Annotated in this window: 15 protein-coding genes; 1 reads left to right on the top strand and 14 read right to left on the bottom strand. The window is 70.5% G+C overall.

Going from position 1 to position 19,067, the window contains the following annotated elements:
- Positions 1-141: 141 nt before the first annotated feature.
- Positions 142-717, bottom strand: a complete 576-nt coding sequence (locus Ato02nite_RS11555; protein ID WP_213006459.1) for a YceI family protein — start codon at positions 715-717, stop codon at positions 142-144.
- 104 nt (positions 718-821) lie between these two features.
- On the opposite strand from Ato02nite_RS11555, the gene Ato02nite_RS11550 reads away from it, so the two are divergent.
- The gene (locus Ato02nite_RS11550) at positions 822-1,313 is read left to right on the top strand and encodes a MarR family winged helix-turn-helix transcriptional regulator (RefSeq protein ID WP_213006458.1); all 492 of its coding nucleotides are present in this window, start codon (positions 822-824) and stop codon (positions 1,311-1,313) included.
- A 280-nt stretch (positions 1,314-1,593) separates the two neighbouring features.
- Here the strand turns inward: Ato02nite_RS11550 and Ato02nite_RS11545 are convergent, their stop codons facing one another.
- The 13 genes from Ato02nite_RS11545 to Ato02nite_RS11485 all read right to left on the bottom strand — a co-directional run.
- Positions 1,594-4,053 (bottom strand): ATP-binding protein, encoded by a 2,460-nt coding sequence (locus tag Ato02nite_RS11545; protein ID WP_213006457.1) that lies wholly within the window; start codon positions 4,051-4,053, stop codon positions 1,594-1,596.
- A 99-nt stretch (positions 4,054-4,152) separates the two neighbouring features.
- Positions 4,153-5,310 carry an acyl-CoA dehydrogenase family protein gene (locus Ato02nite_RS11540; RefSeq protein WP_213006456.1) on the bottom strand — a complete coding sequence of 386 codons (1,158 nt, stop codon included), beginning with the start codon at positions 5,308-5,310 and terminating at the stop codon, positions 4,153-4,155.
- A gap of 12 nt (positions 5,311-5,322) precedes the next feature.
- The gene (locus Ato02nite_RS11535) at positions 5,323-6,849 is read right to left on the bottom strand and encodes an acyl-CoA carboxylase subunit beta (RefSeq protein WP_438873035.1); all 1,527 of its coding nucleotides are present in this window, start codon (positions 6,847-6,849) and stop codon (positions 5,323-5,325) included.
- A 248-nt stretch (positions 6,850-7,097) separates the two neighbouring features.
- Positions 7,098-8,519, bottom strand: a complete 1,422-nt coding sequence (locus Ato02nite_RS11530; protein WP_213006454.1) for a chaplin — start codon at positions 8,517-8,519, stop codon at positions 7,098-7,100.
- Between the two features lie 286 nt (positions 8,520-8,805).
- On the bottom strand, positions 8,806-9,747 hold the full coding sequence (locus Ato02nite_RS11525; RefSeq protein WP_213006453.1) for a hypothetical protein: 942 nt from the start codon (positions 9,745-9,747) through the stop codon (positions 8,806-8,808).
- A gap of 224 nt (positions 9,748-9,971) precedes the next feature.
- Positions 9,972-10,847, bottom strand: coding sequence for a hydroxymethylglutaryl-CoA lyase (locus Ato02nite_RS11520; RefSeq protein WP_213006452.1), 876 nt, complete (start codon positions 10,845-10,847; stop codon positions 9,972-9,974).
- Between the two features lie 5 nt (positions 10,848-10,852).
- Positions 10,853-12,184 (bottom strand): acetyl-CoA carboxylase biotin carboxylase subunit, encoded by a 1,332-nt coding sequence (locus tag Ato02nite_RS11515; protein ID WP_213006451.1) that lies wholly within the window; start codon positions 12,182-12,184, stop codon positions 10,853-10,855.
- Positions 12,185-12,295: 111 nt separating this feature from the next.
- Positions 12,296-12,901, bottom strand: coding sequence for a TetR/AcrR family transcriptional regulator (locus tag Ato02nite_RS11510; RefSeq protein ID WP_213006450.1), 606 nt, complete (start codon positions 12,899-12,901; stop codon positions 12,296-12,298).
- Between the two features lie 44 nt (positions 12,902-12,945).
- Positions 12,946-14,478 carry a hypothetical protein gene (locus tag Ato02nite_RS11505; RefSeq protein ID WP_213006449.1) on the bottom strand — a complete coding sequence of 511 codons (1,533 nt, stop codon included), beginning with the start codon at positions 14,476-14,478 and terminating at the stop codon, positions 12,946-12,948.
- Positions 14,397-15,701, bottom strand: a complete 1,305-nt coding sequence (locus Ato02nite_RS11500) for a hypothetical protein (protein ID WP_213006448.1) — start codon at positions 15,699-15,701, stop codon at positions 14,397-14,399. Before Ato02nite_RS11500 ends, Ato02nite_RS11505 begins: the two co-directional genes overlap by 82 nt.
- Entirely contained in the window at positions 15,698-17,422 is a 1,725-nt protein-coding gene (locus Ato02nite_RS11495; RefSeq protein WP_213006447.1) for an HSP90 family protein, read from the bottom strand. The genes Ato02nite_RS11500 and Ato02nite_RS11495 overlap by 4 nt, the downstream gene beginning before the upstream one ends.
- A gap of 52 nt (positions 17,423-17,474) precedes the next feature.
- Positions 17,475-18,374, bottom strand: coding sequence for a sulfurtransferase (locus Ato02nite_RS11490; protein ID WP_213006446.1), 900 nt, complete (start codon positions 18,372-18,374; stop codon positions 17,475-17,477).
- A 10-nt stretch (positions 18,375-18,384) separates the two neighbouring features.
- Positions 18,385-19,067: SGNH/GDSL hydrolase family protein (locus tag Ato02nite_RS11485; protein WP_213006445.1), on the bottom strand; the 683-nt coding region annotated here is incomplete at its 5' end.

Raw genomic sequence — 19,067 nt, 5'->3', positions numbered from 1 at the left:
GAAAACGGACTTCGATCACCACTATGTGAGCGAACATGTGCGCTCGGTCCACCTTGCCACCCCCGGGCCGCCTCCGCCAGACACCAAAAAGAGCCGCCGCCCGGCAATCGGGCGGCGGCTCCGGTGTGGACCGTCGGAACGTCAGTCCTGGCGAATGGCTTCGCCCTCGATCTCGATCTTTACCTTCTTGCCGATCATGACGCCGCCGGACTCGAGGGCCATGTTGTAGGTCAGGCCCCAGTCCTCGCGGTCGATCTCGGTGGTCGCGCTGAAACCGAAGACACTCTTACCGTACGGGCTGGTGGTGGCGCCCTCGAACTCGACGACCAGCTCGACCGGCTTGGTCACGCCCTTGATGGTGAGCTCGCCGTCGAGGATGAACTCGGCACCGGCGTGCGACTTGACGCCCGTGCTGCGGAACTCGATGGTCGGGTACTTCTCCGCCTCGAAGAAGTCACCGCTGCGCAGGTGGTTGTCACGGTCGGGCTGGCCGGTCTCGATGCTCAGGGTCGTGATCGAGGCGGTGACGGCGGACTGCAGCGGGTCCTCGGCGACGGTGATCGTCGCGCTGGCCTCGGCGAACTGCCCGCGAACCTTGCTGACCATGAGGTGTCGCACTACGAAACCGACCCGCTTGTGCGCGGCGTCCAGCTCGTAGGTGCCGGCAACCGGGATCTGAAGACCCTCGAACGGGCGGGTGCTCACGACGTCGCTCATGACTTGATTTCCCTCTTTCGAAGCACTGCGGGATGTTTGCGTGACACAGCAACTATAGCGGCAGCAATATTCCGCTTGTCAAGTGAACGAGGTAGGCTGGGCCTGTGAGTACCGACCTGGATGACCCCCGCTTCACCGCCGTCGGCCTGTTCGCCGAGGCATACACGGGCTTGACCAGCCGTTTCGCCGCACAGTTCGAGGAGCACCGGCTCTCCGCCGTCGAGTTCGAGGTGCTCATGCGGCTGGCCCGCTCGCCCGGCAATCGCCTGCGGATGACCGATCTCGCCGGCCAGACGTCGCTGTCCACCAGCGGCGTGACCCGCGTGGTGGACCGGATGGACCGTGACGGCCTGGTCTGCCGTGAGGCCTGCCCGAGCGACCGCCGCAGTTCCTACGCGGTGATCACCGAGGCCGGTCGCGCCCGGCTCGACCAGGTTCTGCCCGGTCATCTGGCTCTGGTGCAGCAATGGTTCATCGGACAGCTTTCCCCGGAGCAGTTGGCCGGCATGCTCGAATCGCTGCGCACCATCCGGGACGCCGTCAATCCGTGTGCCACCGCCGGCAGCGCCGACCAGGCTGCCGTCGAGGCCGCCTGATCGGGCCTCCTGCTCTTCCTACGCCGATAGCGCAGCGATGGGACGGCGAACCGGCAGAAATACCGGCAGAACTGGGCCACGCGAGGGCTCAAACGGACATTTCTCCCGAGCTTCCCGCGACCTCGCGGCTACTGTGATCAGCGCAAGGGGGATGCGGCGCGACCGAGGCGACGTACGGGGCTGACGGGGGAGCCTTCGTTTTCGCCGCGTTACTGGTGGGGCGTTGCGACGGTCGGCGCGTGGGGGGCACGATCGCCGGCCGTCCGCGCCACACCAGGGGTCACGCCTCCACCACCTGGGCCGCAATCGCCGGCCCGAGCCGGGCCCGATCCCGCGGGAGCAGCGTGATGCCGCCCGACCGGCACAGTTCGGCCAGCCGCCGCACCGCCGCGGCTCGTTCGTCCTGGTTCGGAGTGCTCACGATGAGCCCGACCAGCGCCTCCACCACGTCTCGCGGATCATGCGCACCGTCGTACGCCTCGGCGGCCCGGGCGAAGCACTCCGCCGCGTGCTTCTGCTCGCCCTGCTGCAGCGCCACCGCCGCCTCGACCACCGCGGCCGGCCCGTCCGGCGGCAACTCGTCGGGCGGTCGCAACCGCTCCAGGATCTCGAGCGCCTCGTCGACCTGGCCCGACTCGGCCAGCGCGAGGCCGATCGTGGCGAGCAGCCGCCGCCGGTGGTTCGGGTCGCCGACCCGCTCCAGCTCCGGCATCGCGCTGCGGCCCAGCCGCTCGGCCTCGTCCGGCCGGCCCTCGAGCCGGGCCACCTCGGCCAGGTTGGTCAGGGCCACCGCCCGCAGCCGGTCCTCACCGCACCGACTGGCCAGCTCGTCCACCGCGGCGAGCCGGCGACGCGCGGCCGGCAGGTCACCCTCGCGGATCTCGTGCCAGGTCAGGTTGTTCTCGGCGACGGCCATGTCCCGGATCTTGCCGCTGTCCCGGGCCAGGGCCAGGGCCGCTTCGCCGTGCCGGCGGGCCTCGCCGTAGCCACCGGTGGTCATCCACAGCGAGGCGAGCTGGTTGTGTGCGGCGAGTTGCCCGGTCAGCGAGCCGAGCCGCTCGAACTCGGCCACCGCGGCGGTCGCCGACCCGATCTCCTCGGCACCGGCGCCGTGCTCGAGGGCCAGCTGGGCCAGACCGATCTTGGCCCAGGCCCGCAGCTCCGGGTCGGCGTCGGCGGTGCGCGGATCGTCGAGCAGGCGGCGCAGCCACTGCCGTCCGCTGACGTCCCGCCCGCGGAACCGCCACCAGCGCGGGAGCGCCCCGGCGATGCGGAGCGCGGTGTGCGGATCTTCCCCGGCCGCGAAGGCGATCGCGACGCCGAGGTCACCGGCCACGTCGTCGAGGCGGGAGGCGGCGTCGGCCAGGCCGGTGCCGATCAGGTCGGGGGCGATCTGCTGGGTCAGTTCGGCGAAGACCCGGGCGTGCCGCCGTCGGGCATCGGTCAGCTCACCGGCCGCGACGGCCCGCTCGGCGGCATAGTCACGCACCACGTCGAGCAGCCGGAACCGGAAGGTGCGGCGCCCGCGCACGCTGAGCAGCCCGAGCTCGAGGAGGCGGTCGAGCAGGTGCACGACGTCGGCGCCGTCGGTCTGGGTGCCGTGGGTCATCTGCTCGGCGAGCACCAGCGACCAACGGTGCTGGAACACCGCCAGCCGGCGCAGCGCGTGCTGCTCACCCGGGTTGAGCAGCCGGTAACTGGCCGCTACGGCTTCGCGCAGCGAGACCACGCCGTCGGGCGAACTGGACGGCCGGTCCAGGTCGAGCACGCGATCGCCGTACCGATCAAGAATTTCCGGGATGGTGAGCACCCGGCCGCGGGCCGCGGCCAGCTCGATGGCCAGCGGAATGCCGCCGAGGCGGCGGACCAGGATGGCGAGCGGCGCGATCTCGTCGGGCTCGAGCTGGGTGTGGCGCACCCGGCCGAGACGTTCGAGAAAAAGACTCACCGCCGGGTACGCCGAGATCGCCGCGATCGTGTTCGACGTCTCGGGCGGCGGCGTGACCAGCGGGGTGAGCGGCCAGACCCGTTCGACCGGCAACCCGACCGGGTGCCGGCCGGTGGCCAGGAACCGCATCGAGGGGATGCGATCGAGCAGCCGGCTGAGCGCCTCGGCGCCGGCCTCGGGCGCGCGCTCCACCGCGTCGACGAAGACCAGGGCGGCCCGGTCGGCGAAGTGGCCGAGCAGGTCATCGGCGCGGCCCACGCCGAACACGGCGGCGATGACGCTGAGCATCTCGCCGGCCGACGAGCCCTCGGTGATCACGATGCCGGCCACGCCGCCCGGGTAGGCCGCGGCGACACGGTGCGACACGGTGAGGCCGAGGCTGGTCTTGCCGACTCCGGCGATGCCCACCAGGGTGACGCCGCGCGGACCGTCGGGGTCGGTGAGCCGGGCGACCAGCTCGGCGACGTCGGAGTCGCGGCCGATCAGCTCGGCCGAGGGTGGCATCTGCTGGAACGGGGTGGGCGGCAACGGTTCCTCGGCGGGCTGGCCGCGGGCGGCGGCGAGGAAGGTCTCCCGGTCGGCACCGGACAGGCCGAGGGCGGCGGCGAGCAACTCGACGGTGGTGCGCTGCGGCCGGGAGGCGCGACCGCGCTCGAGGTCACGGACCGTCCGGACGCCGATGGCCGCGCGAGCGGCCAATTCCTCCTGGGTCAGCTTGGCCTGGAGGCGGTGTCTGCGCAGCACGATGTCGAAGCCGGAGCCACCCTGGCCCGCACCCCCATCTGCCGCCATGGTCCGAACCTATGCACGTCTGCTCATACCGGCGAGCAGACATCCAACCCTGTCGGAAAGCGGACCGAACCTGACGCCGGAATTGTCTATTGTGCCGGGTTACAAGCCCAGGCCACGGGCGATCAGCATGCGCTGCACCTCGGAGGTGCCCTCGCCGACCTCGAGAATCTTGGCGTCGCGGTAGAAGCGGCCCACCGGCGACTCGTTCATGAAGCCGTAGCCGCCGTGCACCTGGGTCGCGTAGCGGCTGTTCTCCATGGCGGCGTTGCTGGCGTGGAGTTTCGCGACCGCCGCGTACCGTTTGAAGTCCTCACCAGCGAGCATCCGGGCCGCGGCGTCGTAGTAGCCGAGCCGCGCGGTGTGCGCCCGCAACTCCATGTCCGCGATCATGAACTGGATCGCCTGGTAGTTGCCGATCGGGCGGCCGAACGCGACGCGCTCCTTCGCGTACTTCACCGACTCGTCGACGCAACCCTGGGCCAGGCCGACGGCGAGCGCCGCGATCGCGATCCGCCCCTCGTCGAGGATGCGCAGGAACTGGGCGAAGCCGCGGCCGCGCGCGCCGAGCAGGTTGGTGGCCGGCACCCGTACGTCGTCGAAGGACAGCTCGTGGGTGTCCGACGCGCACCAGCCGACCTTGGAGTAACCGGGCGCGACCGAGAAGCCGGGGGTGCCGGCCGGGACGATGATCGTGGAGAGCTCCTTGGAGCCGTCCGGGTTGACGCCGGTCGCGGCCATCACCGTGACCAGCCGGGTGATGTCGGTGCCGGAGTTGGTGATGAAGGCCTTGGCGCCGTTGATCACCCACTCGCCGGTCGACTCGTCGAGCACCGCGCGCGTGGTGATCGCAGCGGCGTCGGAACCCGAGCCGGGCTCGGTGAGACCGAACGCCGCCAGCCCTTCGCCGCTGGTCAGCTGGGGCAGCCACTGCTTCTTCTGCTCGGGCGTGCCGTACCGGTAGATCGGCATGATGCCCAGCGACACCCCGGCCTCGAGCGTGACGGCGAGCGAGCTGTCCACTCTGGCCAACTCCTCGAGGGCGATGCAGAGCGTGAAGTAGTCACCGCCCATGCCGCCGAAGGTCTCCGGGAACGGCAGGCCGAACAGACCCATCTTGCCCATCTGGCGGACCAGATCGTACGGAAAAGTCTTGTGTTCGTAATGCTCGCCGATCACCGGCGCGACCTGCTCCCGAGCGAAGTCACGCACGCTGGCGCGCAGCGCCTCCTGCTCCTCGTCGAGCCGGAAGTCGACCATGTCCCTCTCCTGTCAGACGGGCGTGACGCCGTGCCGGCGCCGGGAAAAGCTGCGGTCCTTGGTGCGGGCGGCGGCGATGCGCCGGCCTATTTCGGTACGGAGTTGAGCGGGCTCGATCACCGCGTCGACGACGAGCTCGCTGGCCAGGCGCATGACGTCGATGTCCTGCTCGTACTCCGCGCGGCGGGCCGCGACGAAGGCGGCCCGTTCCTCGTCGGTCGGGAGGGCGGCGATCTTGTTGGCGTACACGGCGTTCACCGCGGCCTCGGCTCCCATCACCGCGATCTTGGCGGTGGGCAGGGCGATCGTGGCGTCCGGGTCGAAGCCGGGGCCGGCCATGGCGTAGAGCCCCGCGCCGTACGCCTTGCGGACCACCACGCAGATCTTCGGCACCGTAGCCTCGGAGACCGCGGTGATCATCTTGGCGCCGTGCCGGATGATGCCCTGTTTCTCCACGGCCGAGCCGACCATGAAACCGGGCACGTCGGACAGGAAGATCAGCGGCACGTTGAACGCGTCGCACAGCTGGATGAAACGGGTCGCCTTGTCGGCCGAGTCGACGAAGAGCACGCCACCCTTGAACATCGAGTTGTTGCCGAGCACCCCGACGACCTCGCCGTTCAGCCGGGCGAAGCCGACCGTCAGCTCACGGGCCCACAACGCGTGGATCTCGAAGAACGAACCCTCGTCGACCAGGCCCTTGACGTACCGTCGCATGTCGAAAGCCTGGCGCTCGCTGGCCGGAACCAACGCGCCCAGATCGACCGACGCCGGGCTGTCCGAAGCCTGCGCCGCAGGCGGTTTCTGCTGCCAGTTGGCCGGCAGATAGGAAAGGTAGCGGCGGACCGTGTCGAGGGCCTCGGGCTCGGTCTTGCAGAGGAAGTGGCCGACGCCGGACTCGGCGCAGTGCACCCGGGCGCCGCCCATCGCCTCGAGCGTCGTCTTCTCGCCGGTGACCATCTCGACCATGCGGTCGGAACCCAGATACATACTCGCGTTGCCCTCGACCATGATCACGACGTCGCAGAACGCCGGGATGTAGGCGCCACCGGCCGCGGACGGGCCGAACAACGCGCACACCTGGGGGATCGAGCCGGAGGCCCGGACCTGGGTGTGGAAGATCTTGCCGGCGCCGCGGCGGCCGGGGAACAGGTCGACCTGGTCGGTGATGCGCGCGCCGGCCGAGTCGACCAGGTAGACCATCGGTACGCCGTATTCGTAGGCGCGCTCGATGATCCGGATGATCTTTTCGACCGTGCGGGCTCCCCAGGAACCGGCCTTGACCGTGGAGTCGTTGGCCATCAGGCAGACGTCGCGGCCGTCGATGCGGGCGGTTCCGGTGATCACGCCGTCGGCGGGCAGTCCCTCGGCGAGACTGTTGGCATAGAGACCGTCCTCGACGAAGGAGTCGTCGTCGACCAGCAGGGCGATGCGCTCGCGGGCGAACAACTTGCCCTTGGCCGCGTTGGCCGCGTGGTATCGCTCCGCGCCGCCGGACAGCACGCGCTTGCGGACCTGCGCGAGCGAATCCTCGTCGATGGTCAACTCGGCCCTCCCGGGAACTGGCAGGCTCCTGAACGATCGTTAGAACCTGAACGATCGTTAGGCTAGCGCATCCGGAGAGCGAACGGCAACGACGAACGGGAGCCTCCGCCGGTTGCGGAGACTCCCGTTCGTTCACTACGACCGGTGCCGTGGAGGGGCACCGGGTGTTGCTCGACGTCTCTCGACGCCGCCAGGTCGCGCCCGGGACGGCGCTACCCGGTATTCACCGCTGTCGCCGTGGTTCAGCGCAGCGTGTTGAGCAGGCCCAGGCCGGCCAGTCCGGAGGTGTCGGAGACGCCGCTGACGGTCTCGGTCAGACCGGCAACCGGGGAACCCTCGGACTTGGCCTTGCCGCGGCCACCCTTGCTGTCGCTGCCCGAACCGGTGGCGGCGTTCTGGTTGCCCGCGTAGGTGTCGTCGGTGTTGTCGTCCTGCGCGGCCGGCTCGTCGCCCTGGCCGTAGCCGTCGTTCGACGCCGGCTCCTCGCCCTGGGTCTGGCCGTAGCCGTTGTGCGCCGGCTTCTCGCCGCTGTCACCCAGGTAGCTGTCGTCGTCCGGGTCCTCGCCGTTGACGCCCGCGTTGTCGTCCGGGTCCTGGCCGTGGCCGTGCCCGTGCCCGTGGCCGTGGCCGTGGCCGTGGTCGCCGTCCCAGCCCCAGTCGTCGTCACCGAAGTCGCCGCCGAAGCCGCCACCGAGGTTGCCGCCGCCGAAGCCGCCACCGAAGCCGCCACCGTTGACGCAGGCCGCGGTCGCGTTGGCCGCGCCCAGGATGCCGAGCGAGTTACCGCACACGTTGATCGGCACGCTGATCGGCACGGCGACCTGCGAGCCGTTCAGGATCCCGTTGTTGGCGCCGGTGACCTGGCCGAACCCACCCGGGCCGCCCTGCGCCGACTCGTTGACCGAGACCGCGCGGGAGTTGGCCGCACCGAGGACGCCGACCGCGTTGCCGGAGAGGTTCACCGGCAGGCTGATCGGGGCCAGCAGCTGGGTGCCGTTCGCGATGCCGTTGTTGGCACCGGTGAACTGCCAGCCACCCTCGGTGGTCCGGGTGCTCTCCTTCTTGAAGCTGCCCTTGCGAACGGAGACGTTGTTCGCGCAGAGAGCCTGGGAGTACGCGCCGCCGAGGATGGCGAGCGAGTTGCCGCAGACGTTGATCGGAACATCGATCGGGGCGTAGATCTGGGTGCCGTTCAGGAAGCCGTTGTTGGCCCCGGTGAACTGGCCACCGTTGCCCGGCCACGAGTGCTCGGTGGTGCTCGTGCTCTCGGTCCGGTGACCGTTGACCGCGACGGCGCTCGAGTGAGCGGCGCCGAGCACCGCGGCCGAGTTGCCCGCGATGTTCACCGGCACGCTGACCGGGAGGTAGGCCTGGGTGCCGTTGAGGATGCCGTTGTTGACGCCGGTCGCCTGACCGCCGTGGGTGCTCTCGGTCTGGTTGATCCCGGCGGCGCGGGAGTCGGCCACACCGAGGATCCCGAGCGAGTTGCCGACGATGTTGACCGGGACCCGGACCGGCACCGCGATCTGGGTGCCGTTGAGGATGCCGTTGTTGGCGCCGGTCACCTGACGGGAATCGGCGTGGGCGGCACCGCCCGGGGCGAACAGCAGGGCGCCAGCAGCCAGGACACCGACGCTCAGAGTCTTGCGAACCCAAGTCTTCATGGGGGAAGAATGCCTTTCAGAAATGTTTCGGCAAATGGTGTGACATATTTAGTTGAGACGTTCCGGAACTGCATTTCGGGCGCAGCGGTGCCCTGGCTTCTTTCGTTTCTGCCCTGACTCCGCTTTGTCGACATGCGCCATCAGCGCTTCGGTGCGGTTGCGTGATTTCAGGCGTCATTGATTCGCCGCTTGTTCGCAAGCGGTTCGGGAATCGAGCCGGAACGCGGACACCGAAGCCGGTGCCGGCCGGTTACCGGCGGTCGGGTGGACCGCCGGACGCCATCACTCAGTCAGGTGAGACGGTCGGTGCCTCGGCGTCGTACCGCCGGACCTCGACATCGGACGCGATCGGCAGCCGGTGGCAGGCCACCGTGCTGTTCGCGATCGCAGCCGGCAGGAAGGCTGCGGAGCCGCCTTCCGTAGGTGTCCCCGACCCGCTGGTCGGGGTGCCGCTGACGTCCCCGAGGTGCAGCTGCAGTGGCGCAGCCGGTCCGTCGGGAGTGCCCCCGCGCACCGTCTCCGGTCCCGCTACCGCCGCGTGAGCGGCGGCGTGGCGGTGCCGGTGAACGACCGGTGCGGAGGTTGCCTTGACGTGCCGGGCGGCGATACCGGACCGGAGGGCGGCGGCCGGGGCACGCAAGGCCTTGCTGAGACGTACGCGGTTCGGTTGCGCGACCGGTGCCGGCGAGGCTTCCACCTGCATCGGCTCAACCGCCGGTGCCAGTGGCCGCTCCGTGGCCGGACGCGCGTCGTCCTGGATGCCGATCAAGTCGGTCACCGCGGTGCTGATGTGCTGGTGGGGTGCCGATCCGCCGGTGAGGCGGAGTGGGCCGGCCACCCCTCGCAGAACCGTGCCGACACCACTGACTGCGGTGTCCACATCGGTCCCGGTATCGCCGAGGGCGATCTCGTCCACGGTTTCCGCCGGGCGCGTGAGCACCCGTTGCGGAACCTCGAGAATGTCGGCCACGGCGTGGTGCTGGTGGGCCGGAACCGTCTCCAGCGGCTGGGCGGCCGCTGAGAGGAGATCGGTGACCGGCGCGGTCACGTCGCCGCCCAGAACCGCGCCGAGCAACGAGCCGGATGGCTCGTCGGCCCGGTCCGCGGCTTGCGCGGCAGTGCCGGTGAGCAGCCAAGCCGCACCGGCCAGTCCGCCGACCACGAGCAGGCGCAGACCCCACCGGCTCCGCTGCCGCTCCGCCCCCTGGATGTGAGGCGGCAAGGGCATGGACGCTGCGGTGGGCGACACGGACGGCGACGGGTACGCCGCGCGCGGTGCGCGCTCGACTCCCAGTCCCGTCATCGGTTCCGCCCCTCGTCGTCGGCCTTTCGGCCGGTGGCGCATCCGCCGGTATTCCGGCGACATCGGCCACTCGATATTGGTAACGAAGCGGCCGTGCGAGGGTCACGCGAGCAAATCGGAAAAATGATCGCAGCGGACTGCGAAGGAAATCACACCAATCTCGTACGCGGTCCGGCGCGCAGGACTCCTGATGGAAGTGTGCGACCTAGCAGTTTCTCGGCCATCTCGGCCGTCTCGATCAGGCGATCCAGGTCAATTCCGGTGTCCATGCCCATGTCGTGCAGCATGTGGACGACCTCTTCGGTCGCGACATTGCCGGAGGCGCCCGGAGCGTACGGGCAGCCGCCGATCCCGCCGACGCTCGCGTCGAACTCGGTCACCCCCAGGTCGAGAGCGGTGAGGATGTTCGCCAACCCCGTACCTCTGGTGTTGTGGAAGTGCAGCAGGTCGGGGCGTACGGCCGAAAGAAGATCACGCACCCGGCGGGGAGTCGCCATGCCGGTCGTGTCGCCGAAGGCGATGCGGTCCGCGCCGTCGGCGCGGACGCGAGCCACGATGCCGGCCACCCGGTCCGGATCGACGTCGCCCTCGAACGGGCAGCCGAAACTGGTCGCCACGATCACCTCGAGGGTCGCGCCCGCGTCGTGGACCAGGGGAATCAGCGCGGCGATGTCCGCCACCGACTCCTCTGTGGACCGGTTGAGGTTGCGCCGGTTGTGCGTGTCGCTCGCCGACACGACCACCTCTATCTCCCGGAAGCCGGCGGCGATCGCGCGCTGGGCCCCCTTGGAGTTGGGGATGAGCGCCGAATACCGGATGTCCGGATTCTTGGTCGTCCGGCGCCACACCTCGTCGGCGTCCGCCATCTGCGGGATCGCCTTGGGATGCACGAACGAGACGGCCTCGATGCGGCGGACACCGGTCTCACTCAGGGCGTCGATCAGCCGGACCTTCGACTCGGTGGGGATCGGCTCCTCGTTCTGGAGCCCGTCCCGTGGTGCGACCTCGCGAATGCTCACCGTCATGGCGCTCACCTCATCCGGGCGACGATGCCCGTGTCGTAATCGCCGGACCGGAACTCGTCATTTTCCAGCAGCTCGGCGAAGAACGGCAGGTTGTTCTTGGGGCCGGCGATCTGGAAACCGGCCACCGCGGTACGGGCTTTGGCGATCGCGTCGTCGCGGTCCGTGCCGAAGACGATCAGCTTGGCCATCAGCGAGTCGTAGAACGGGGTGACCGTGTTGCCCTCGGTGTAGCCGGAGTCGACCCGGACTCCGTCGCCGGTCGGCTCGACCCAGGTGGTGACCTTGCCGGGACCCGGGAGGAAGCGCTTCGGGTCCTCCGCGTTGATCCGCAACTCGATCGCGTGCCCGGTGGTTTTTCCCGGCTCGAACGTCGTCGGCTCGCCGGACGCGATGCGCAGTTGCTCCTCGACCAGGTCGATGCCGTGGATCAGCTCGGTGATCGGGTGCTCGACCTGCAGCCGGGTGTTCATCTCGAGGAAGAAGAACTCACCGGTCGCCGGGTCGAGCAGGCACTCGACCGTGCCGGCGTTGCGATAGCCGACCGCCTCGCCGGCCTGGACCGCGGCCGCCAGCAGGCGTTCCCGCAGCTCGGGGCCGACCGCCGGGGACGGGGCCTCCTCGACCAGCTTCTGGTTGCGGCGCTGCACCGAGCACTCCCGCTCGCTCAGGGCGATCACCCGGCCGTCGGCCAGGCCGAGGATCTGCACCTCGACGTGGCGCACCCGGGGAAAGTAGCGCTCGATCAGCACGGCGGCGTCGCCGAACATCCGCTCGGCGAAGGCGCGCACCTTGTCGTACTCCTTGATGAGGGCGTCCTCATCCGCGGCGACCGCCATGCCCATGCCACCGCCACCCGCCGCGGCCTTGACCATCACCGGATAGCCGATCGTGGTGGCCGCCGCGATGGCGGCCTCGACAGTGGCGGCCGGGTCGTGCGTGCCCGGCGCGACCGGGACCCCGGCCTCGGCCATCAGGTTCCGTGCGTTGATCTTGTCGCCCATCGCGGTGATCGCCTCGGCCGGTGGGCCGACCCAGATCAGTCCGTTTGCCTCGACCGTGCGGGCGAAGTCGGCGTTCTCGCTGAGGAAGCCGTAGCCGGGGTGGATCGCCTGGGCGCCGGTCGACTTCGCGGCGGCCAGGATGGCCTCGGTGTTCCGGTAACTCTGGGCCGGGTTGGCCGGGCCGACACAGACTGCCTCGTCGGCTTCCCGGACGAACGGCAGGTCGGCGTCCGCCTCGGAGTGGACCGCGACGGTGCGTATCCCCAGCCGGTTGGCGGTGCGGATGATCCGGCGGGCGATCTCGCCCCGGTTCGCGACTAGCAACGACTCGATCATGGAGACTCCTCTGTCGTCTTCGCCGGCCCTGGACGGTGGCCCCGGGCCGCACTGGGTCAGCGGTGCCTGGCTTGTGGCCGGCTTCCCGCGTGTTTGTTCAGTTTTGCTTACTTACTTACCGGTCAGGGCGTGGATGGTGGCATCGCGCAGCAGCGCCGCCCGGCGCCGACGGTCCACCTCGCCACCGAGGAACGGCGTCGAGTTCATCAGGCCGAACGCCGCGTGGGCGAGCACCCGGGCCTCGGCCGCCTCCAGCTCCGGGCGCAGCGTGGCCAGCACGCCGACCCACTCCTCGACGTAGAGGCGCTGCAGGCGGCGGATCTGGCGGCGTGGTTCGTCGGGCAGGCGGTCCAGCTCGTGCAGGTGCAGAGCGATGACGGCCGGGTTGGCCAGGGCGAACTCCACATGGAAGTCGATCAGGTCGCCGAGCGCGGCACTCGCGTCGTCATGGTGCTGGCTGACCCGGGCCTTGCCCCCGTGCAGCAGGCCCTCGCTGACCGGGATCAGCGCGGCCACCAGCATCGCCTCCTTGCCGGCGAAGTGGTGGTAGAGCGCCGGCCCGGTGACACCGGCGGCCGAGCCGATGTCATCCATCGACACACCGTGATATCCACGCGCGGCGAAAAGCCCCACCGCGATCTCGAGGATCTCGTCGCGGCGCGACCGCCGCCGGGGAGCGGGCGGCCCCGACCGCTGTTGCTGATCAACCGTCGTCACGAGGCAACTTTAACCCGCTGTCAAGCGGTTGCCTTAACGGCCGTTCAGGATTTGGCGTCCCGGGCCTCCTGGTAGATCTTCTCGGCCAGTTCTCGACCCGACGCGTCGGGCGCCATGTCGGCCAGCAGGTCGCGAAGGTGCGCCTCGGCCGCGGCCGGATCGCCCGAGCGGAGCAGGGCTTCGGCGTACATGCCGTCGAGGTGGTCGGCGTCGTCGACGGCACCGATCGCGCGCAGCCGCGGCGGCACACCGAGCAGGATCGGGACGGCTTCGGGGTAGCGGCCCCGGGACATCAGGACGCGGGACTGCTCGAACGCGGTCATGCCGTTCTGCCAGATCGCGTTCGGCTCGGCGGCCAGCTCCTCGGGCAGCTCCGCGAACCGCTCGGCGGCCAGCCGGAACGTCTCGGTCGCGGCCTCCGGATCGTCGGCGAAGTGCAACGCGGAGACCCGGCGGCGCAGCGTGCGCAACTCGCCGACCAGATCGCCGGCCTCATGCAGGTCCTCGCCGGCGGCCCGGAAGGCCTCGGCCGCCTCGGCGTCCCGGTCGAGATCGAAGAGCAGGCCGCCGGCCTCCTCGCCGATCTGGCCGCGGCCGGCCCGGTTGTCGGCGAGCAACTCGATCAGCTCGCGGTATCGGGTCACCGCGCCGGCCGTGTCGCCGATCTCGCGATATTGCTTCGCCAACAGGAACCGGACGTTGCTCGCGGTCTCCACGTCGCCGTGCTCGTCGAAGGTGAGCAGCGCCTCCTCGGCCACCTCGGCGGCCTCGACCGGGCGGCCGGCCATCGCGTACGCCTGGGCCAGCTCGAACCGCGCGAACGCACCACCGTGGTCCAGGCCCTGCTCGGCGCAGAGTGCGACCGCCTCGACCAGGTCGGCAACGGCCTCGCCGGCTCGGTCCAGGCGCTTGAACGCGTGGCCGCGGCCCATCCGCGCCGGCAGTTGTTCCTCGGCCACGCCGGTGGCGATCGCCGCACCGAACGCCTCGGCCTGCTCGGCCGGGTCCTCGGCGAGGTGGCCGAACAGGGTGGCGACGTGCGCCAGCTGGGCCTGCGGGCCGTGCGCGCGGTAGAAATTCCAGGCCAGCCGGGCCGCCGCCAGCGCACCTTCGTGATCGTCGGCGTTCGCCAGGATGCGGGCGCGCAGCGCGGCGTGCCGGGCGATGAGCCGGGGGTCACCGGTCTGGGCGGCGTAGTCGCCGGCGCGATTGGCGGCCTCGACCGCCTCGGCGAACTCCTCCTGCACCGCGTGCAGGATCGACAGGCGGGACCAGGCGTTGGCCCGCTCGGGCGATCCGCCGTTCTTCTCCTGGTAGTCCACGTCCGCCCGGATCGGCTCGGCGTCGACGTTGCCGTCGTGCGTGCGGTCCAGCGCGGCCTTCGCCCGCTGCACGCTCGCCTCGCCCGGGGCGCCCGCGGCCTCGAACAGGGCGGCCGCCTCGTCCCACTTCCGGGCCCCGATGTCGTCACCCTCGGTCTGCACCCGGCTCGCGGTCAGCGCCGCGAACCGGGCCGCGAGCAGCGGGTCGGCCGGCTCCCCGAAGCGCTCCACGAGCACGTCGAGGGTGGCCGCCACGGCTTCCTCCCGCTGCTGGTGGAACTGCTCGTCGGCCAGGTCGAGCAGCTCGCCCGGCCCGGCGGTGGCCGGGATCTCGGGGGCCGGCTCGGGCTGCGGGACGATCGTGGGCCGGGCCGGCCGGCCGTCGGCGAGAGCGGCACCTCGACCCCGTACGGCTCGGCGGCGATCGTCTCGGCGATCAGCCGGCTCTGGTAGTCGTTGCCGTTGCGGGTGTCGAACCGCGCGGCGATGGCGGTGGCCCGGTCGGCCAGCTCGGTGGCGAGCGCGGCGACCGGCGTCTCCTCGTGGCCCTGGCGACGCACCGTGAGGTCGCCGTGGCCGAGCTCGGTGAGCCGGCGCAACAGCATCGCGCTGTCGGCCGCGAAGTGCATCTCGGCGGCCGGCGACGGTGCCTTGGCCAGCCAGTCGATGTGCCGCTGGAGCATCTCCAGCCCGCGGTGCTCGTTGCCGGTGCGCCCGCAGAAGGCGATGTGCAGCCCGACGTCCCACAGGTTGGCGATGTTGTCCCGCTCCAGGCGGTACGACCGGCGGTGCGCGTCGGCCGCCTTCTCCAGCTCGCCGGTGTGCAGGTAGGCCTCGGTCAGCTGGCGGAGAATGCCCTGCGGCTGCTCGGTGCAGGTCAGCTCGCCGGCCAGCACCGGCTCGGCCAGCTCGATGACCTCGGCGTAGCGGCCGCGGGAGTTGAGGTAGGCGGCCACGTCGTCCGGGTCGCAGCCGATGCAGTCGGAGAGGCTGTCGCGCGGCGCCGCCTGCCACCGCGCGTACCACTCGTCGGCCTCGTCGGCGTGGCCCAGGTGGTTGGCCGCTATGTATCGGTGCTTGTGCACGACCTGCATGCTGTGGCCGCCCTCGCGGTAGCGGCGCTCCATGTCGTCGAGCAGGGCGAACGTGCGGGCGAGCGGGATCTCCGGGAACTGCCGGAGGCCGTTGACCATGTATTTGAACTGCCACAGCAGCGTGTGCATGTGGCGCTGGTGGTGCGGGGCCGGGTTGCGGTCGAAGTCGCTGACACACCAGGAGAAGGTGACGAACGACTTGACCTTCTCGCCACCGTGGACGTAGGAGGTCGTGGCCATCAGGCGGGTGGTGAACGCCAGATCGGCGTCACCGGCCTCGTCGACCTGGCGCAGGATCTGCTCGATCAGCGCGATCCGGGCCGCGCCGTACGGCATCCGGACGGCCTGCTGGAGAAGGTCCCACAGCTCGTCGGCGGTTCTCATCGCTCCTCCGGAACGGCCCGGTCGAGCAGGCCGATGAAAGACGTGGTCAGCAGGGCGGCGTCGGCCGGCCGGATCGGGTGGTGGCCGAGCATCAGCGCCTGGCCGTAGAGCGACTCGACCGCCAGCCCGGCCAGCTCCGGGTCGGCGAGGCCGAGCACCCGGCGGACCAGCGGGTTGCGGTGGTTGAGCACCAGCTGCGGCCGCTCCGGCGGGGCGGCCTGGGCGAGCGCGTCGAGCACGCCGCCCCACAGGTCGTCGGCCTTGTCGCGGCTGGTGGTGAACTCGTCGTGGAACGCGGCGGCCCGGCTCACCAGGTAGAGCGCGGGCAGAGTCGCCGGGTCGAACGCCCGGATCACCACCTCGCAGCCGAGCTTGTCGAGCCGGCGCTGCGCGATCGCCAGGAACGGGCGGATCCGCAGCTCGGCCTCCGCGTCCAGGCCGCTGAACCGGGTGGTCAGGTCGGTCGGCTCGAGCCGCTCGGCGCGCACCGCCCGGTCTACTGTGGCCAGTCGCTCGATGATGTCGGCGTCGTAGACGTAACCGCCGTTGATCAGGCCGACGTCCTGCGCCGCGGCCACCGCGGACAGCTGGTGGAACTCGTCGGTGGTGGCCGCGTAGCGGATCACGCCGTGCCGCTCGCGGAACTCGGCGAGAGTGACCCGGCCCATGTTGGTCTCCATCGGCCACCACTGCTCGACCAGGCGCAGCATCTCGTCGTCGTGCAGGGCCAGCGCCTTCACGCCGAGGTGGTGCACGCCGAGGAAGCGGGCGAGCCGGCGCGGGTCGGTGGCGGCGAGCCGCACCAGCCAGCCGCGCAGCTGGTCGGCGATCGCGTCGCGGACGTCGGTGAGCAGGCCGTCCTCGTAGAGCGCCTCGCGGCTCGCGGTCGGGCGCAGCTCGGTGCTGTCGACCACGCAGCGGGCGAAGAACGCCCACTCGGGCAGCAGGCCCTCGATGTTCTCGGCCAGCAGCATCCGCTTGAGGTAGACCCGGTGACCGCCGCGTGCGGCCGGGTTGACCGCCGTGGGCAGCACGAACGCCGCACCGGTGAGGCCGGCCCCGGGCACGTTCAGCTCGATGACGTCGAACGGGGTGAAGCCGAAGACGCGCTGGCAGTAGGCCTCCCGGCCGGCTTTCCAGGGCAGCTCGCCGGTGGTCACCCGGGCGCCGTCGACCTCCACCGTCACCGGCAGCAGCGAACCGTAGAGCTCGGCGAGCTCGCGCACCGTCGTACCGCTCAGGAGGTGCTCCACGCCTCGGCGCGGCAGCAGGGTGACCGTGGTCCCCGGCTCGCGGTCCTCGCCCGGGCGCACGTCGTAACGCCCGTCGGAGTAACCCGTCCAGAGCACCGCCGGGGCGCCGGCCCGCCCGGTGTGCACCCGGATCTCGTCGGCCACCAGGAAGCAGGAGAGCAGGCCGATGCCGAACTGGCCGAGGAACTCGTGCCGCGCGAAGCCCAGCTCGTCGCGTTTCGAGCTGCGGCCGATCGTGGCCAGCAGCTCGTGCACCTGCGCCTCGGTGAGGCCGATGCCGTTGTCGGTGATGCGCAGCGCGTCGGCACCCGTGGTGATCTCGACGCGGCCGTCTTGCGAAGCCGTGGCGGTGATCGCGTCCACCGCGTTCTGCAGGAGCTCGCGGACGTAGACGCGGGGGCTCGCGTAGAGGTGGTGACTCAGCAGGTCGACGATTCCCCGTAGGTCGACCTGGAAGGTGTTGCTCACGGGCGAGAAGTTACCGGGTCCCCCCGACAGAAATCTCGCCCGTTCCCAACCTTCAGTTCAGGCCGCCGGCTTCCGGGCCACGGGCGATCGGCGCCTTGACCAGATTGCCCCACTCGGTCCAGGAACCGTCGTAGTTCCGGACCTGGGGGTAGCCCAGCAGGTGGTGCAGCACGAACCAGGTGTGACTCGACCGCTCGCCGATGCGGCAGTAGGCGATGATGTCGTCGGCCGACTCGAGGCCCAACTCGTCGCGGTAGATCTTGGTGAGCTCGTCGGCCGGCTTGAACGTGCCGTCCTCGTTCGCCGCCGACTTCCACGGCTTGCTCACCGCGCCCGGGATGTGCCCGCCGCGCAGCGCGCCCTCCTGCGGGTAGGCCTCCATGTGGGTCAGCTCGCCGGTGTACTCCTGCGGGGAGCGCACGTCGACCAGCGGGCGGCCGCCGGCGATGTGGCCCATGACCTGGTCGCGGAAGGCCCGGATCTCGGCGTCGTTGCGCACCGGCACCGGATAGACGGCCTTCTCCCGGGAGGTCTTGTCCCTGATCAGCTCGCGGCCTTCGGCCGCCCACTTCTGCCGGCCGCCATCCAGGAGACGGACGTCGCGGTGACCGAAAAGACTGAAGACCCAGAGGGCGTACGCCGCCCACCAGTTGAAATTGTCGCCGTAAAAGATGATCGTGTCGTCCCGGCCGATGCCCTTGGCCTCACACAGTGCCGCGAACGCGGCCGGGTCGAGGTAGTCGCGGGTGAGCTGGTCGTTCAGCTCGAGATGCCAGTCGACCTTGACGGCACCCGGGATGTGCCCGGTGTCGTAGAGCAGCACGTCCTCGTCCGACTCGACCACCACCAGGCCGGGTGTGTCGAGGTTGGCGGCCAGCCACTCGGTGGTGACCAGCTTGTCGGGGTGCGCGTACGCCTTCAGTTGCGACGCTGGATCGTTCGGAACGGACATGTTTCCCACGTTATTCGATCGGGCCCAATGCGGGGCGCTTGGCCGTGACCAGGTCACCGCTGGAGTGGCCCAGCAGATGGCGGCCCACCCACGGCACGAAGTGCTGTCGCGCCCAGCGCAGATCGGCGCCGCGGGCCATCAGCCACGGGGTCGGCTCGGGCATCGGCGGCACCAGCAGCCATTCCTCCTCGACGCCGACGCCCAGCGCGGTCAGCACATGGGCGGCGACCCGGCGATGACCGGCCGGGGAGAGGTGCAAACGATCCGGCGACCACATGTGCGGGTGCCGGAACTTGTCGTCGCCGAACAGGTCGATCACATAGGCGCCGTACTTCTCGCCGATCGCGGCGGCACCGTCGTTGAGCACCGCGGCGCGCGGCCCGACGATGCGCTGGCCGGGCAGGTGCGCGGTGATGTCGGCGAACCGGAACAGGATGACGTCGGCGCCGGTGGACCGCAGGCGGCTCACCACCGCGTCGAGCTTCGCGACCAGCGCGTGCGGGTCGACGCGGGGGCGCAGCGAGTCGTTGCCGCCGCCCGCGATGCTGACCAGCCCCGGCGCCATCGCCAGGGTCGGTTCGAGTTGGTCGTCGATGATCTGATCGAGAAGCTTGCCGCGGATCGCGAGATTCGCGTACCCGAACTCGGGTCCGCTGTCGATCGCGAGGCGCGCGGCCACCAGGTCGGCCCACC

The sequence above is a fragment of the Paractinoplanes toevensis genome, assembly GCF_018332695.1.
In the GTDB taxonomy this organism is placed as follows: Bacteria; Actinomycetota; Actinomycetes; order Mycobacteriales; family Micromonosporaceae; genus Actinoplanes; species Actinoplanes toevensis.
This window is presented reverse-complemented; position numbering and strand designations above follow the sequence as displayed.

Coding starts and splice junctions, on each gene's coding strand:
- Ato02nite_RS11540 (WP_213006456.1), bottom strand. CDS start 5,310: ATGGTCGACTTCCGGCTCGACGAGGAGCAGGAGGCGCTGCGCGCCAGC.
- Ato02nite_RS11545 (WP_213006457.1), bottom strand. CDS start 4,053: ATGGCGGCAGATGGGGGTGCGGGCCAGGGTGGCTCCGGCTTCGACATC.
- Ato02nite_RS11520 (WP_213006452.1), bottom strand. CDS start 10,847: ATGACGGTGAGCATTCGCGAGGTCGCACCACGGGACGGGCTCCAGAAC.
- Ato02nite_RS11555 (WP_213006459.1), bottom strand. CDS start 717: ATGAGCGACGTCGTGAGCACCCGCCCGTTCGAGGGTCTTCAGATCCCG.
- Ato02nite_RS11525 (WP_213006453.1), bottom strand. CDS start 9,747: ATGCCCTTGCCGCCTCACATCCAGGGGGCGGAGCGGCAGCGGAGCCGG.
- Ato02nite_RS11500 (WP_213006448.1), bottom strand. CDS start 15,701: ATGAGAACCGCCGACGAGCTGTGGGACCTTCTCCAGCAGGCCGTCCGG.
- Ato02nite_RS11490 (WP_213006446.1), bottom strand. CDS start 18,374: ATGTCCGTTCCGAACGATCCAGCGTCGCAACTGAAGGCGTACGCGCAC.
- Ato02nite_RS11515 (WP_213006451.1), bottom strand. CDS start 12,184: ATGATCGAGTCGTTGCTAGTCGCGAACCGGGGCGAGATCGCCCGCCGG.
- Ato02nite_RS11530 (WP_213006454.1), bottom strand. CDS start 8,519: ATGAAGACTTGGGTTCGCAAGACTCTGAGCGTCGGTGTCCTGGCTGCT.